The sequence below is a fragment of the Actinacidiphila sp. bgisy167 genome (genome assembly GCF_057707665.1).
The window spans coordinates 1-14,006 of record NZ_JBYIQP010000059.1; the positions used below are offsets into that span (position 1 = coordinate 1).

Genomic DNA, 14,006 nt, shown 5'->3' on the forward strand with positions numbered 1-14,006 from the left:
CCCGCCGCGTCAGCCCTGCGTCAGCCTTGGGGCAGGGATGCCAGCTGCGCGGTGATGCGGGCGATGTCCGCCTCCGCCGCCTCGAGGCGGGTGCGGATCTTGGCGACGACCGGCTCGGGCGCCTTCGCGAGAAACGCCTCGTTGCCCAGCTTCGCCGTGGCCTGCGCCTTCTCCTTCTCGGCCGCGGCGAGGTCCTTGGCGAGCCGCTTGCGCTCGGCCTCCACGTCGATCGCCCCGGACAGGTCGAGCGCGACCGTCACGCCCGCGACCGGGAGGGTCGCCGTCGCGGTGAAGTCCTCGCCCTCCGGCTGCAGACGCAGCAGTTGGCGGACCGCCGCCTCGTGCGCCGCGAGACCGGTGGAGCCGAGGTCGAGCCGGGCAGGGACCTTCTGACCCGGCTGCAGGCCCTGGTCGGCGCGGAACCGCCGGACCTCGGTCACCAGCGACTGCACCGCCGCGATCTCCTTCTCGGCTGCCGCGTCACGGAAGCCGGAGTCGGCCGGCCAGTCGGCGATCACGATCGACTCGCGCCCGGTGAGCGTCGTCCACAGGGTCTCGGTGACGAAGGGGACCACCGGGTGCAGCAGCCGCAGCAGCTTGTCCAGGACCTCGCCCAGCACGCGCCGGGAGACCTCTGCCGGGCGGCCGCCCGCCAGGAAGGTCGTCTTGGACAGCTCGACGTACCAGTCGAAGACCTCGTCCCACGCGAAGTGGAAGAGCGCGTCGCTGAGCTTCGCGAACTGGTAGTCGTCGTAGAGCGCGTCCACCTCGGCGACCGTGGCGTTCAGCCGGGACAGGATCCAGCGGTCGGTGGCGGACAGCTCCTCGGGGCCGGGCAGTTCGCCCTCGACCGTGGCGCCGTTCATCAGCGCGAAGCGCGTGGCGTTCCAGATCTTGTTGGTGAAGTTGCGGGAGCCCTGGACCCAGTCCTCGCCGATCGGCACGTCGGCGCCCGGGTTCGCACCCTTGGCCAGGGTGAAGCGGACCGCGTCGGAGCCGTACTTGTCCATCCAGTCCAGGGGGTCCACCGCGTTCGGATTGGACTTCGACATCTTCTTGCCGAACTCGTCGCGAACCAGCCCGGTGAGCGCGATGGTCTTGAAGGGGACCTCCCCGTCCATCGCGTAGAGGCCGAACATCATCATCCGGGCAACCCAGAAGAAGATGATGTCGTGGCCGGTGAGCAGGACGTCGGTCGGGTAGAACTTCTCCAGATCCCGGGTCCTCTCAGGCCAGCCCAGTGTGGAGAACGGCCACAGGGCGGAGGAGAACCAGGTGTCCAGGACGTCGGAGTCCTGCGTCCAGCCCTCCCCCGTCGGCGGCTCCTCGTCGGGACCGACGCAGACGACCTCCCCGTCGGGGCCGTACCAGATCGGGATGCGGTGGCCCCACCACAGCTGGCGTGAGATGCACCAGTCGTGCATGCTGTCGACCCAGTCGAAGTAGCGCCGCGACAGGTCCTCGGGATGGATCCCCACCCTCCCGTCGCGGACCGCGTCACCGGCGGCCTTCGCCAGCGGACCGACCTTGACCCACCACTGCATCGACAGGCGCGGCTCCACGGTGGTCTTGCAGCGCGAGCAGTGGCCCACGGAGTGCATGTACGGGCGCTTCTCGGCGACGATCCGCCCCTGCTCGCGCAGTGCCCCGACGATGGACGAACGCGCCTCGAAGCGGTCCAGGCCCAGGAACGGGCCGTGGACGGTGATCACGCCGTGCTCGTCCATGATGGTCAGGGCGGGCAGGTCGTGGCGCTGACCGATGGCGAAGTCGTTGGGGTCGTGCGCCGGGGTTACCTTGACGGCACCGGTTCCGAACTCCGGGTCGACATGGGTGTCGGCGACGACCGGGATGGTCCGGTCGGTGAGCGGCAGCTTGATGTGCCGGCCGACCAGGTGCCGGTACCGCTCGTCGTCGGGGTGGACGGCGACCGCCGTGTCGCCGAGCATCGTCTCGGCACGAGTGGTGGCCACGACGATGGAGTCCTCACCCTCGCCGTAGCGGATGGAGACCAGTTCCCCGGCGTCCTCCTGGTAGTCCACCTCGATGTCGGAGATCGCGGTCAGACAGCGCGGGCACCAGTTGATGATGCGCTCGGCGCGGTAGATCAGGCCGTCGTCATAGAGCTTCTTGAAGATCGTCTGGACGGCGCGGGAGAGACCCTCGTCCATCGTGAAGCGCTCGCGGGACCAGTCGACCCCGTCGCCGAGGCGGCGCATCTGGCCGAGGATCCTGCCGCCGTACTCCTCCTTCCACTGCCACACACGCTCGACGAAGGCCTCGCGGCCCAGGTCGTGCCGGGACTTGCCCTCCTCGGCGAGCTGCTGCTCGACCTTGTTCTGGGTGGCGATGCCCGCGTGGTCCATGCCGGGCAGCCACAGCGCCTCGTAGCCCTGCATGCGCTTGCGGCGCGTCAGGGCGTCCATCAGCGTGTGCTGGAAGGCGTGGCCCAGGTGGAGGCTGCCGGTGACGTTCGGCGGCGGGATGACGATGGTGTAGGGCGGCTTGTCGCTCTTGGCGTCGGCCTCGAAGTAACCGCGTTCTACCCAGCGCTCGTACAGGGGCCCCTCTACCTCGGCCGGCGCGTACTGGGTCGGCAGTTCGGGGGGCGCGCTGTTCGGTCCGCTCGCGGCGGCCTGCTGAGTGTTGTCGGTCACGGCGCTCAGTTTACGGGCGGGGCGGGCAGTGTCACGAATCCGCCGGTGCCCGGGCAGGAGGGGCGAGGAGGGCGGCCGGGGTGAGGGGCGCCCTCCGGGGGTCCGGCCGGGAGCCCCGCCGGCCCGGGTCCGGGTGGCGCTCGGCGCGACCCACCGGACATGTGGACGGCAGGCGGCTCGGCGGGCGCGGACGTGCTCCAGGCCGGCCGATCCCGGCGGCGGCACGCGAACCGGTCAGCCGCAGGGCGCCTCTGGCGGCCACTCAACCGGCCGGACACATAGGTGCGATTCACGCCTTTGGGCTGTAGGGCGATCAACCGAACATGCGTACCGCGTTGTTGCCAAGTCCTGACGGTCCCGATGTAAGGACGGTTTAAATGTTCCGCAAGGATGAGCACGAGGAGTACGAGTAGACAGCAGTTCAACGAGGGGACTCACCGATGAGCTTCAACCAGCCGCCGCCACAGCCGGGTTCCGACGGCCAGCCCGGCTACGGAGGCCCTGCGGGCCCGCCCCAGCAGCCGCCGGCCCCGCCGCAGCAGCCCGCACCCGGGTACGGCTATCCGCAGCAGCCCACGGCCCCGCAGCCGCCCGCCGGCTACGGCTATCCGCAGCAGCCCGGCCCGTACGGCCAGCAACCGGCCTCGCACGGGCAGCAGCCCGGCCCCTACGTCCAGCCCGCTCCCTACGGTCAGCAGCCCGGCCCGTACGCTCAGCCGGGCCCCTACGGCCAGCCCGGACCCTACGGTCAGCAGCCGGGCGCCTGGGGTGCCCCGCCACCGCCGCCGTCCGGCGGCAAGGGGAAGATCATCGGCATTGTGGTCGGCGTCGTGGTCGCCGTCGCGGTCATAGGAGGCGGCATCGTCGCCCTCACGAACAGCGGTGTCGCCGGCGGCGGTGGCGGCGACTACAAGCTGTCCATGCCGGCCGCGCTGCTCGACGGCCAGTACACCAAGTCCACCAACGACGCGTCGCTGAGCAACGGCAAGACCGGCGACGACACCGGCATCGCCGACGCCACGACGGTCTCCGGCACGTACAAGAAGGACGGCACCCAACTCATCGTCACCGGCGTCTACGGCGACGTCAACGACACGAACGCCGTCCTCGACAAGATGCTCAGCGCCTTCACCTCGACGGCGGGCACTTCGGGTGGCGAGCCCCCGAAGGAGGTCCGCCCCTCCGGCTTCGACGGCGACATCATGAAGTGCGGCACGCTCGGCAACGCCGCGGCGGCCTTCCCGTACTGTGCCTGGGCCGACGACAGCACGGTCGCCATCACGGTCAACATGACCATGGACTTCACCGGCGCCACCAAGGCCCCGTCCCTGACGGAATGGGCCGACAGCACCGCCTCGATCCGCAACGAGGTGCGCGTCAAGAAGTGACCCGGCCACCACGCCCCCTTCCATGTGGCGGGTGGGCGCTACGCGCTCTTCTGCTCGCCCTTGCCGATGATGCGCGGCTCACGCGGCACCAGGGTGGGGTTCACGTTCGAGTGGACGACGTCCTCGGTGATGACGACGCAGGCGACGTCCTTGCGCGAGGGCACCTCGTACATCACCGACATCAGCACCTCCTCCATGATGGCGCGCAGACCCCGGGCGCCGGTCTGGCGGAGGATGGCCTGGTCGGCGATGGCCTCCAGGGCGCCACGCTCGAACTCGAGCTCGACGCCGTCGAGCTCGAAGAGCCGCTGATACTGCTTGACCAGGGCGTTGCGCGGCTCGACCAGGATCTGCAGCAGCGCCTCACGGTCGAGGTTGTGCACGCTGGTGATGACCGGCAGACGGCCGATGAACTCGGGGATCATGCCGAACTTCACCAGGTCCTCCGGCATGACCTCGGAGAACTGGTCGGCGGAGTCCATCTCGCGCTTGGAGCGGATGGTCGCGCCGAAGCCGATGCCCTTGGCCCCGGCCCTGGACTCGATGATCTTCTCCAGACCGGCGAAGGCGCCGCCGACGATGAACAGCACATTGGTCGTGTCGATCTGGATGAACTCCTGATGCGGGTGCTTGCGCCCGCCCTGCGGGGGCACCGATGCCGTGGTGCCCTCCAGGATCTTCAGCAGCGCCTGCTGCACGCCTTCGCCGGAGACGTCCCGGGTGATCGAGGGGTTCTCGCTCTTGCGGGCGACCTTGTCGATCTCGTCGATGTAGATGATCCCCGTCTCGGCCTTCTTGACGTCGTAGTCGGCCGCCTGGATCAGCTTGAGCAGGATGTTCTCGACGTCCTCGCCGACGTACCCGGCCTCGGTCAGCGCCGTGGCGTCCGCGATGGCGAACGGTACGTTCAGCATCCGGGCCAGGGTCTGCGCGAGCAGGGTCTTGCCGGAGCCCGTGGGGCCGAGCAGCAGGATGTTGGACTTGGCGAGCTCGATGCCGTCGTCGTGCCCGCGGCCGCCGCCGTTCTCACCGGCCTGCACCCGCTTGTAGTGGTTGTACACCGCGACGGAGAGCGCCTTCTTCGCCGGCTCCTGGCCGACCACGTAGCTCTCGAGGAACTCGTAGATCTCGCGCGGCTTCGGCAGGTCCTCCCAGCGCACCTCGGAGGATTCGGCGAGCTCCTCCTCGATGATCTCGTTGCAGAGGTCGATGCACTCGTCGCAGATGTACACACCGGGTCCTGCGATGAGCTTCTTCACCTGCTTCTGGCTCTTTCCGCAGAACGAGCACTTGAGCAGATCGCCGCCGTCACCGATGCGTGCCACGAGGTGCTTCCCCTTCGCCTGGGTCCCGCCAGTTCGACGAGTCCTGGTGCTTGCCTATCGACGGTACCTTGCCGCGCCCCCGCTGCGGGCCCCCCTTGGAGCTACTGGGTCGTGACCTGCACAACCCAGCGGCTCCAAGAGGGGACTTCTCGTCGCAGAATGCCCTGCCGGGCGTCAGACCGCGACCGAGGAACCCTTGCGGGTCGAGACGATCTGGTCGACCAGACCGTAGGAGAGGGCCTCCTCAGCCGTGAGGATCTTGTCTCGCTCGATGTCGTCGCGGATCTTCTCGATCGGGGTGCTGGAGTGCTTGGCCAGCATCTCCTCCAGCTGGGCCCGCATCCGCAGGATCTCGTTGGCGGCGATCTCCAGGTCCGAGACCTGGCCGCGGCCGGTCTCGCTGTACGGCTGGTGGATCAGGATGCGGGCGTTCGGCAGCGCCATCCGCTTGCCGGGGGTGCCGGCGGCGAGCAGCACGGCCGCGGCGGAGGCCGCCTGGCCCATGCAGACCGTCTGGATGTCGGGCTTGACGAACTGCATGGTGTCGTAGATGGCCGTCAGCGCCGTGAAGGAGCCACCGGGGCTGTTGATGTAGACCGAGATGTCACGGTCCGGGTCCATCGACTCCAGGCACAGCAGCTGCGCCATGACGTCGTTGGCCGAGGCGTCGTCGATCTGCACCCCGAGGAAGATCACGCGCTCCTCGAAGAGCTTCGCGTACGGGTCGTACTCGCGGATGCCCTGGGAGGTGCGCTCCACGAAGCGCGGGACGACGTAGCGGGCCTCGGCGGCGTTCGCGCGGTCGTACAGGCCGCTGCCGGGGAAGTTCTGGGTGGTCACGTTCACCGTCCTGGAGATGAGCAGTGGGCTGGGGTCGGTCCTGCGGGGCTGTAACGGGCTCACGGCCCGGTCAGGCCCCGGTGCCGCCGCCGCCCGGCACGTTCACGGCGTGCGTGATGACGTCGTCGATCAGGCCGTACTCCTTGGCCGCCTCGGCGGAGAACCAGCGGTCGCGGTCGGAGTCGCGGGTGATCGCCTCGACGCTCTGGCCGGAGTGCTCAGCGATGAGCTCGGCCATCCGCTTCTTGGTGCGGAGGAGCTGCTCGGCGTGGATCTTGATGTCCGAGGCCGAGCCGGCCAGGCCGGCGGACGGCTGGTGCATCAGGATGTCGGTGTTCGGCAGGGCGAAGCGCTTGCCGGGGGTACCCGCGGTCAGCAGGAACTGGCCCATGGAGGCCGCCAGGCCCATGGCGATGGTGACGACGTCGTTCTTGATGAACTGCATCGTGTCGTAGATCGCCATACCGGCCGTCACCGAGCCGCCGGGGCTGTTGATGTAGAGGTAGATGTCCTTGTCCGGCTCGGCGGCAAGGAGGAGCAGCTGCGCGGTGATCTTGTTGGCGATGTCGTCGTCCACCGGCTGACCGAGGAAGATGATCCGCTCGCCGAGCAGCCGGTTGTAGACCTGGTCGCCGAGGCCACCGATGGTCGGCTCGCCGGCGGCGGAAGGCATCGGAGTCGTCACGTATCCACCTGCTCGTTGTCGGACGGCGCGGACGCCGTCACAGGGTCTTCTCGTAGGGCACGGGCCCTCGTACTTACGGACCCTAACGCGCAGGTGGGGCCCGGCAATCCCCCACGCGGAACTGTTCGCTGTGAGCGCAGGGAGGGGGTACGCGCAGAGCGGAACGAAGCAGGAACGGGCCCGGACGCCACTGTCGTCCGGGCCCGTCGGATGTCGCTTCGGGACGAGGCTCAGGCCTCGGAACCCTCACCCTTGGCGGTGTCGGCGTCCGTGTCCTCGGAGGTGGCCTCGACCGTCTCGGCGGTCTCGTCCTCCTCGTCCTCCAGGTCGACGACCTCGCCGTTGGTGTCCTTGACCGTGGCGGCCTCGACGACCAGGGCCAGCGCCTTGCCGCGGGCGACCTCGCCGACGAGCAGCGGCACCTGGCCGCCCTCGACGACCGCCTGGGCGAACTGGTCGGGGCTCATGCCGGAGGAGGCGGCACGGCGCATGAGGTGCTCGGTGAGCTCCTCCTGGTTGACCGAGAGCTTCTCGGTGGAGACGAGCTCGTCCAGGACGAACTGGGTCTTGATGCCCTTCTTCGCCTGCGCCTCGATCTCGGCGTCATACTCCTCGCGGGTCTTGCCCTCGTTCTCGAGGAACGATTCCCAGGTCAGGCCCATGGCCGGGAACTGGTGGTGCTCGAGGTTGTGGACCCGGGTCTCGATCTCGTCCTTGAGCAGCTTCTCCGGCAGCGGGATCTCGACCAGCTCGAGGAGGGCGTCCAGCACCTTCTCCTGGGCCTGGGTGGCCTGGTCGTACTGCTTGATGCGCTCCTGGCGCTTCACCGCGTCGGCGCGGAGCTCCTCGAGGGTGTCGAACTCGCTCGCCAGCTGGGCGAACTCGTCGTCCAGTTCGGGCAGCTCGCGGGCCTGCACCGAGGTGACGTCCACCTTGACCTGGGCCTGCTTGCCGGCGGCGGAGCCGCCCTTGAGCTCGGAGGTGAAGGTGGCCGAACCGCCGGCCTCCAGGCCGATGACGGCCTCGTCGATGCCGTCGAGCAGCTGGCCGGAGCCGATGGTGTAGGTGACGCCGCTGGCGACGCCGTCCTCCAGCACCTCGCCGTCCACCGAGGCCTCCAGGTCGACGACGACGACGTCGCCGTCGGCGGCGGCGCGCTCGACCACGGTGGTGGACGCGAAGCGCTCCCGCAGCTGCTCCAGGGCCTTGTCGACGTCCTCGTCGGACACCTCGACGGCGTCGACGGTGACCTCGATGCCGGAGTAGTCCGGGATCTCGATGGCCGGGCGGACGTCGACCTCGGCCGTGAACTTCAGCTCCTGGCCGTCGTTGAACTCGGTGATGTCCACCTCGGGCTGGCCGAGGACGTTCAGCTCGCCCTCGTTGACCGCCTCCGTGTAGAACTTCGGCAGTGCGTCGTTGATGGCCTCTTCGAGGACCGCGCCACGGCCGAACCGCTGGTCGATGACGCGCGCGGGGATCTTGCCCTTACGGAAGCCCGGCACCGTGACCTGCTGGTTGATCTTCTTGTACGCCGCGTCGAGGCTGGGCTTGAGCTCCTCGAAGGGCACCTCGACAGTGAGTCGAACCCGGGTCGGGTTCAGAGTCTCGACGGCGCTCTTCACGGTTGGGTCTCCTTGGGGGCTTTACGTTGATGGGCGGCCACTTCGCGATCATGCGGGGCGGCTGGTGTTCGACCTGGCTGTTCCGCGTATCAGGTGGCCGACGACCCATCCTACCGGTACCACAATCCTGCGGCCGGGCCTGCTCGGAACAGGACGGTCGAGCAGTGGTCGGGGTGGCCGGATTCGAACCGACGACCTTCCGCTCCCAAAGCGGACGCGCTACCAAGCTGCGCCACACCCCGTCGGTGCGACACGTAGAGTACATGCCCCCGCACACAGCGACCGCCACATATGTGGTGCGCGGGAGCCGGGTCGATCGGCTACGATCTGATGTGCCAGAATGACTGGCCGTTGCGGGCGTAGCTCAATGGTAGAGCCCCAGTCTTCCAAACTGGCTACGCGGGTTCGATTCCCGTCGCCCGCTCTGTGTGGCAAGGCCCCAGGTCAGCGAGATGATCGCAGGCTCGGGGCCTTGTTCGTACGCGGCCGGGTGCGGGTGCTCCTGCCGCACGCGTGCCACCGGGCCCACGGTTGACGTCCGTCTTCTGCGCTCATGAAACGGCGAGAGGTCATGATGTACGCGTGATCCCGCGCATCAGCATCGCGCTCTCGGCGTTCGGCGTCGCCGTCAGTCTGGGGCTTCTCGCCGTCTCCATCCGGGACTGCCGCTCGGGTGCCTCCGTCCTTTGGCCGGCGGGTGCAGGTGCCATCTTCCTTGCCGCGGCCTTCGCTCTCGTGCGTGACGTCCGCAACACCCGGCGCCAAGCCCGCTGACCCACCGCGAAGGCCTCATCGGTGGCCGCTGCGCGGCCGACTCGACCAGGGCACTCACGGCATCCGCGATCAATGGTTCCCGCTCGGCGCTCGCGTGCTGGTGGATCGGCGTGGCCCTGAGCGAACTGTGCCCCATCCGGGCCATGCAGCATTGGCCTCGAACTGCGGGGCTGTCGCCGCGCCGCCCTGCGGTCACGAGGATCGACAGGGGGACGGCCCCGGCCGCCCGCGCCGCGCGCCCACACAGGCAGGCCGAGGGCATGAGGCCAGAACCGCATCCGAGGCTTCGGGCGTGGAGTGATCCCGTGCGGGGCGGATCGCCAGTCGAGACGCTCGGCCTGATGCGCCCGACGGCGCGGCACCGCCCGCCCCTCATGATCCTTCCTTCGCCTCGCGCGATCCTCACGCTCGTCCCCGCCGTCCCCGCTGTCCCCACCGACGCGTCCGCGTCCCGTTCGACGGGCCACGCCAGGGGCCTTCCGGCGCGCCTGCGCGGCCGGCGTGGGGGACCGGCCGCGCGGGGCGGAGATGGCGAAGGACCTCAGTTGTTGAAGACCGGAATGTTGTTGTTCACCCCTCCCCCGAAGAGACCGCCCCCGCCGTTGTTGAAGATCGGGATGTTGTTGTTCACCTGACCGAAACCGCTGCCGTTGTTGAAAATCGGGATGTTGTTGTTCACCGGGCCGCCGAAGAATCCACCGGGATTGTTGAAGACCGGGATGTTGTTGTTCACGCCGCCGTCGTCGACGTGGAGGGCGTGCTGCTGAGGTGCGGCCTGGACGGCGCCGGCATGGGCGGGGGTGGCAGCGAACGCACTGGTCGGGAGCAGGGCACCACCGGCGGCCAGGGTGGTGGCGGCAGTCAGCATGACGATCTTGCGAGTGCGGGACATGGCAGTTCTCCTCAGACGGTCCTGGGAATGCGAGTTCCGGACGATCCCTTTTCGGATGTTCCGGCACCGGGGAAAGTCCCGGTGTTTCTTTTCGGTCGGTGTCGCTCGACCTCATGACTCCAGTAAGCCCTGGCGTACCGCCCGCGTCACGTCGCTGAATTTCGGGGCTTGACACGCGCGGGAGGCCTGCCTATGGGCGCCCCGCCCCGGACTCCGGGCCACCGGACCGAGCACTCCCGCATGCGTGGGTGGCGGAGTCTGCGCAGGCTGGAGATGTGCCGGCGACCCGCGGTGAGAAACCATGATCGTTACGGTGGTGTCGATGCCCGAGGGCGTCGCCGCCCGTGTCTCCGTCGCGGAGGCGCGTGAGCGGCTGGCGGCGTCGCGGTTCCTGCTCGTGGACGTCGAGACACCCGGTGGAGGCCAGCCCGGCGCCGAGGTGCCGATCGCCCGCGAACTCGGCCTGGGCTGCGAGGATCTGACCTGGTTGGGCAAGGAGGGCGAGTCGGCGCGGGCGGAGTTCCACGGGGACGACGCCCGCTTCGTGGTGCCCGTGGTCGACGAAGGCGGGGTCGTGCACGTCCACGTCTTCGTGACCGAGCGGCACCTCGTCACCGTCCACCGGGGGCCGAACAGGTCGGTCGAGCGGTTCGTCACCCGTTTGCCGCACGAACGGCCGGCGGACACCGCGGCCGTGCTGTTCCTGCTGCTCGGGGAGGCACTGGAGACCTTCCGCCGGTCCGCCGTGGAGGCGCTGCTGCAGGTGGAGGATCTCGAGGACGAGATGTTCGAGAGCCGGCACCCGCAGCAGGTGTACCGGCTGGCGCGGCTGCGGCGGCGGGCGGCCCTGCTGCACCACGCGCTGCTGCCGTACCTCCAGGCGGCCGACGAGACCATCACCCGGCGGATGATGAGCGGCAGCTTCCCCGAGGAGCGGCAGCGGCTCGCCGCCTCCTACCAGCGGGCCGCCCGGATGGTGCTCGCCAGCATCGAGTCGCTCCAGGACGCGACCCGGCGGGCCTTCGCCAGCTACTCCTCGCTCGTGTCCGGCGAGCAGAACGGAGTGATCAACCGGCTGGCGATCGTGTCGACGATCTTCCTTCCGCTGACCTTCCTGACCGGTTTCTTCGGCATGAACTTCACCTATATGACCGACGAGTTGGAGAGCCGGGTCGTCTTCTGGCTGCTCGCCGTGGGACTGCAGGCAACGGTCCTGCTCATCGCCGTCTATGTGCTGCACCGCACCAGGATCTGGCGCAGGCTGCGCGACGACGGTCGCGACGACGGCTGAGCGCTGGGCTCAGTACATTGGCGGGGTGGAGATCTGGATCAACCCCGCATGCTCGAAGTGCCGTTCCGCGCTGAACCTGCTGGACGAGGCGGGGGCGCGATACACCGTCCGCCGCTACCTGGAGGACCCGCCGGACGCCGGGGAGATCCGCGCGGTGCTGGAACGGCTCGGACTGGAGCCATGGGACATCGCGCGGACCCAGGAGGCCGAGGCGAAGGCGCTGGGCCTCAAGGAGTGGCCACGGGAGCCGGGCGAGCGGGAGCGCTGGATCGGGGCGCTGGCGGCGCACCCGCGGCTGATCCAGCGCCCGATCATCACGGCCGAGGACGGCACGGCGGTCGTCGCGCGCTCGGACGAGGCGGTGCGGGACGCCCTCGGACGCGTTCCGGGCGCCGCCGGGGACCCCGCCTGAGAACCGGCGGCCCGATGGCGGCGCCGAAGCGCGGCGTGGCATCGTCTCGCGCCGCATGCGGCTGTCCCGCCGAACAGCCCACCCACCGGAGGTCCGCACGCCCTTGCCCGGATCCGGCGCCCGCGGGGGCCTTGCGCGCTCGCTCGCTACGCCTGGAGCGCTAGCCGACCGGCACGCCTTGCGGCTCCTTGATCCGCTTCATGATCATCTGTGAGTTCACCTCGCTCACGCCCGGCAGCGCGATCAGCTGCTCCGTCCAGAAGCGTTCGTAGGCGTCGCTGTCGGCCACCGCGATCCGCAGCAGGCAGCCGGGCGCGCCGTAGAGGCGGTAGGCCTCGACGATGTCGGGGATGGCCTTCACCTGCTCCTCGAACGCGGCGACGGACGCGCGGTCCCGCCGCACCTCGACGGAGGTGAAGACCTCGAAACCGCGCCCCACGGCGGCCGGCGCGACGACGGCCCGGTAACTCTGGATCACCCCGCCCTCCTCCAGTTGTCGCACCCGGCGCAGGCACGGGGACGGGGTGAGGCCGACCCGGGCGGCCAGCTCCTGATTGGTGAGCCGCCCGTCAGCCTGCAGCTCGCGCAAGATTCTTCTGTCAATGGCGTCCATAGCGGGAACACATACCATGCTCACCCGTTCTACGCGGGCTGATTCGCAATCGAATGCCAGCGATGAGCGCATATCCTTGCGGAAGAGCTGGCGAACGCATGAGCGAGGGGACACGTGAAGCACATCGTCGTGATCGGCACCGGCGGCACGATCGCCAGCAGGTGGCAGGGGGCCGGGTACGCGGCCGAGGCGGCCGGCGACGAGGTGCTGGCGGCGGGCGCCGTCCCCGAGGGGGTCGAGGTGACCGTCCGGAACCTGTTCACCGTGAACAGCTCGCGGCTGACCTCCGCCCACCAGCTGGAACTGCTGCGGACGGTCCACGATGTGCTGGCCGACCCGGCCGTGGACGGCGTCGTGGTGACGCACGGCACCGACACCATGGAGGAGTCCGCCTTCTTCCTGGACCTCCACCACGACGACCGGCGCCCGGTCGTCTTCACCGGTGCCCAGCTCCCGCTGGACTCCGTGGACGGGGATGCCGCGGGCAACCTCTACGACGCGCTGCTGACCGCGGCGACCGGCCAGGACATCGGTGTGGTCATCACCTTCGGCGGCTTCGTGCACGCAGCCCGGGGCACGGTCAAGGCGCACACCCTGGATGTCCAGGCCTTCGCCGATCCCTCACACGAGCCGCTGGGCCGCGTCACGTTCGGCCAGATCGACTGGAGCGCTCCGCGGCCGCGAGCCGCGGCGCTGCCGCTGCCCGCCCCGGGCGGCGCGGTACCGCGCGTCGACATCGTGACGCACCACGTGGACGCCGACCCCGTTCTCTTCGACGCCGCGCTGGGCGCGGGGGCCCAAGGGATCGTGCTGGTGGGAACGGGGGCGGGCAACGCGACCCCCGACTTCGTGACGGCGGTGCGCCGTGCGGTGGACGCCGGCGTGCTGGTCGCCGTGAGCACCCGGGTGGCGGCGGGGCCGGTGGCCCCGATGTACACCGGGGGCGGCGCCGTGGACCTCGTCGCGGCCGGCGCCGTGCTGGCCGGGACGCTGCGGGCGGGGCAGAGCCGCATCGCCGTGCTGGCGGCGCTGCTGTCCGCGCTGGGGCCCGAGGAACGGACCGCCGCACTGCGCCGCATCGTCACCTCGGTCGAGGACCGCACACCGGCCGTCGCCTGACTCCCCGTCACCCGGCGTGTTCACCACGCTGGGTGACGGGTGACCTGCGACAGGGACGGCGGCCGGGTGCGTCAGAGGTTTATCTGGTTGATGGTGTCGGCCAGCGAGTCGAGGAACCTGCTGATCGACGGGGCCATGCCCGTGGAGGCAAGGAAGAAGCCGAAGAGCGCGGCGACGATGGCCGGGCCGACCTTCAGCGACTTGCCTCTTATCAGGACGACCATGATGACCGCCAACAACACGACCACGGACAGGGAGATGGCCACGGGGGATCACATCCTCGGTCTGCGCCTCACCATTCCCGGGGGAGCCACGGCAGCCACACCCCCACGACGTCCATCGTGCCACCTGCCACCGACACCGTGACCCCGCGGGACACCCCTTC

Annotated in this window: 13 protein-coding genes and 2 tRNA genes; 6 read left to right on the top strand and 9 right to left on the bottom strand. The window is 69.5% G+C overall.

The features are described from left to right. Window positions 1-20 precede the first annotated feature (20 nt). The gene (locus AC3ET4_RS21250; RefSeq protein WP_431951726.1) at window positions 21-2,657 is read right to left on the bottom strand and encodes a valine--tRNA ligase; all 2,637 of its coding nucleotides are present in this window, start codon (window positions 2,655-2,657) and stop codon (window positions 21-23) included. A 440-nt stretch (window positions 2,658-3,097) separates the two neighbouring features. Here AC3ET4_RS21250 and AC3ET4_RS21255 point away from each other — a divergent pair, with 440 nt between their 5' ends. Further along, window positions 3,098-4,045, top strand: coding sequence for a hypothetical protein (locus AC3ET4_RS21255; protein WP_431951728.1), 948 nt, complete (start codon window positions 3,098-3,100; stop codon window positions 4,043-4,045). A gap of 38 nt (window positions 4,046-4,083) precedes the next feature. On the opposite strand, the gene clpX is transcribed toward AC3ET4_RS21255, so the two are convergent. The 5 genes from clpX to AC3ET4_RS21280 form a co-directional block, all read right to left on the bottom strand. Beyond that, window positions 4,084-5,370: an ATP-dependent Clp protease ATP-binding subunit ClpX gene (gene clpX / locus AC3ET4_RS21260; RefSeq protein WP_431951730.1), complete on the bottom strand. Its 1,287-nt coding sequence runs from the start codon at window positions 5,368-5,370 to the stop codon at window positions 4,084-4,086. Between the two features lie 174 nt (window positions 5,371-5,544). After that, the gene (locus tag AC3ET4_RS21265) at window positions 5,545-6,210 is read right to left on the bottom strand and encodes an ATP-dependent Clp protease proteolytic subunit (protein ID WP_431951732.1); all 666 of its coding nucleotides are present in this window, start codon (window positions 6,208-6,210) and stop codon (window positions 5,545-5,547) included. Window positions 6,211-6,280: 70 nt separating this feature from the next. Further along, on the bottom strand, window positions 6,281-6,883 hold the full coding sequence (locus AC3ET4_RS21270; protein ID WP_319139309.1) for an ATP-dependent Clp protease proteolytic subunit: 603 nt from the start codon (window positions 6,881-6,883) through the stop codon (window positions 6,281-6,283). Window positions 6,884-7,125: 242 nt separating this feature from the next. Beyond that, a complete protein-coding gene (gene tig / locus AC3ET4_RS21275; RefSeq protein WP_431951734.1) occupies window positions 7,126-8,520 on the bottom strand; it encodes a trigger factor in 1,395 nt (464 codons plus the stop codon). Between the two features lie 165 nt (window positions 8,521-8,685). Beyond that, window positions 8,686-8,762 (bottom strand) — tRNA-Pro (locus tag AC3ET4_RS21280). A 111-nt stretch (window positions 8,763-8,873) separates the two neighbouring features. On the opposite strand from AC3ET4_RS21280, the gene AC3ET4_RS21285 reads away from it, so the two are divergent. After that, a tRNA-Gly gene (locus AC3ET4_RS21285) sits at window positions 8,874-8,944 on the top strand. Between the two features lie 158 nt (window positions 8,945-9,102). Continuing rightward, window positions 9,103-9,294 carry a hypothetical protein gene (locus AC3ET4_RS21290; RefSeq protein ID WP_431951736.1) on the top strand — a complete coding sequence of 64 codons (192 nt, stop codon included), beginning with the start codon at window positions 9,103-9,105 and terminating at the stop codon, window positions 9,292-9,294. A 541-nt stretch (window positions 9,295-9,835) separates the two neighbouring features. Here the strand turns inward: AC3ET4_RS21290 and AC3ET4_RS21295 are convergent. Then, window positions 9,836-10,186: a hypothetical protein gene (locus tag AC3ET4_RS21295; protein ID WP_431951738.1), complete on the bottom strand. Its 351-nt coding sequence runs from the start codon at window positions 10,184-10,186 to the stop codon at window positions 9,836-9,838. Between the two features lie 301 nt (window positions 10,187-10,487). On the opposite strand from AC3ET4_RS21295, the gene AC3ET4_RS21300 reads away from it, so the two are divergent. Beyond that, window positions 10,488-11,477: a CorA family divalent cation transporter gene (locus AC3ET4_RS21300; RefSeq protein ID WP_431951740.1), complete on the top strand. Its 990-nt coding sequence runs from the start codon at window positions 10,488-10,490 to the stop codon at window positions 11,475-11,477. Between the two features lie 25 nt (window positions 11,478-11,502). Beyond that, window positions 11,503-11,889 (top strand): arsenate reductase family protein, encoded by a 387-nt coding sequence (locus AC3ET4_RS21305; protein ID WP_431951742.1) that lies wholly within the window; start codon window positions 11,503-11,505, stop codon window positions 11,887-11,889. A 160-nt stretch (window positions 11,890-12,049) separates the two neighbouring features. On the opposite strand, the gene AC3ET4_RS21310 is transcribed toward AC3ET4_RS21305, so the two are convergent. Next, window positions 12,050-12,502, bottom strand: coding sequence for an Lrp/AsnC family transcriptional regulator (locus AC3ET4_RS21310; RefSeq protein ID WP_431951744.1), 453 nt, complete (start codon window positions 12,500-12,502; stop codon window positions 12,050-12,052). 114 nt (window positions 12,503-12,616) lie between these two features. Here AC3ET4_RS21310 and AC3ET4_RS21315 point away from each other — a divergent pair, with 114 nt between their 5' ends. Continuing rightward, entirely contained in the window at window positions 12,617-13,621 is a 1,005-nt protein-coding gene (locus tag AC3ET4_RS21315; protein ID WP_431951746.1) for an asparaginase, read from the top strand. A gap of 71 nt (window positions 13,622-13,692) precedes the next feature. Here AC3ET4_RS21315 and AC3ET4_RS21320 read toward each other — a convergent pair whose 3' ends face one another. Next, the gene (locus AC3ET4_RS21320) at window positions 13,693-13,887 is read right to left on the bottom strand and encodes a hypothetical protein (RefSeq protein WP_431951748.1); all 195 of its coding nucleotides are present in this window, start codon (window positions 13,885-13,887) and stop codon (window positions 13,693-13,695) included. Window positions 13,888-14,006: the final 119 nt, after the last annotated feature.

Excerpts from the sequence above, each read along its gene's own strand:
- AC3ET4_RS21300 (WP_431951740.1), top strand. The coding sequence starts at position 10,488 with ATGATCGTTACGGTGGTGTCGATGCCCGAGGGCGTCGCCGCCCGTGTC.
- AC3ET4_RS21255 (WP_431951728.1), top strand. The coding sequence starts at position 3,098 with ATGAGCTTCAACCAGCCGCCGCCACAGCCGGGTTCCGACGGCCAGCCC.
- AC3ET4_RS21295 (WP_431951738.1), bottom strand. The coding sequence starts at position 10,186 with ATGTCCCGCACTCGCAAGATCGTCATGCTGACTGCCGCCACCACCCTG.
- AC3ET4_RS21270 (WP_319139309.1), bottom strand. The coding sequence starts at position 6,883 with ATGCCTTCCGCCGCCGGCGAGCCGACCATCGGTGGCCTCGGCGACCAG.
- AC3ET4_RS21310 (WP_431951744.1), bottom strand. The coding sequence starts at position 12,502 with ATGGACGCCATTGACAGAAGAATCTTGCGCGAGCTGCAGGCTGACGGG.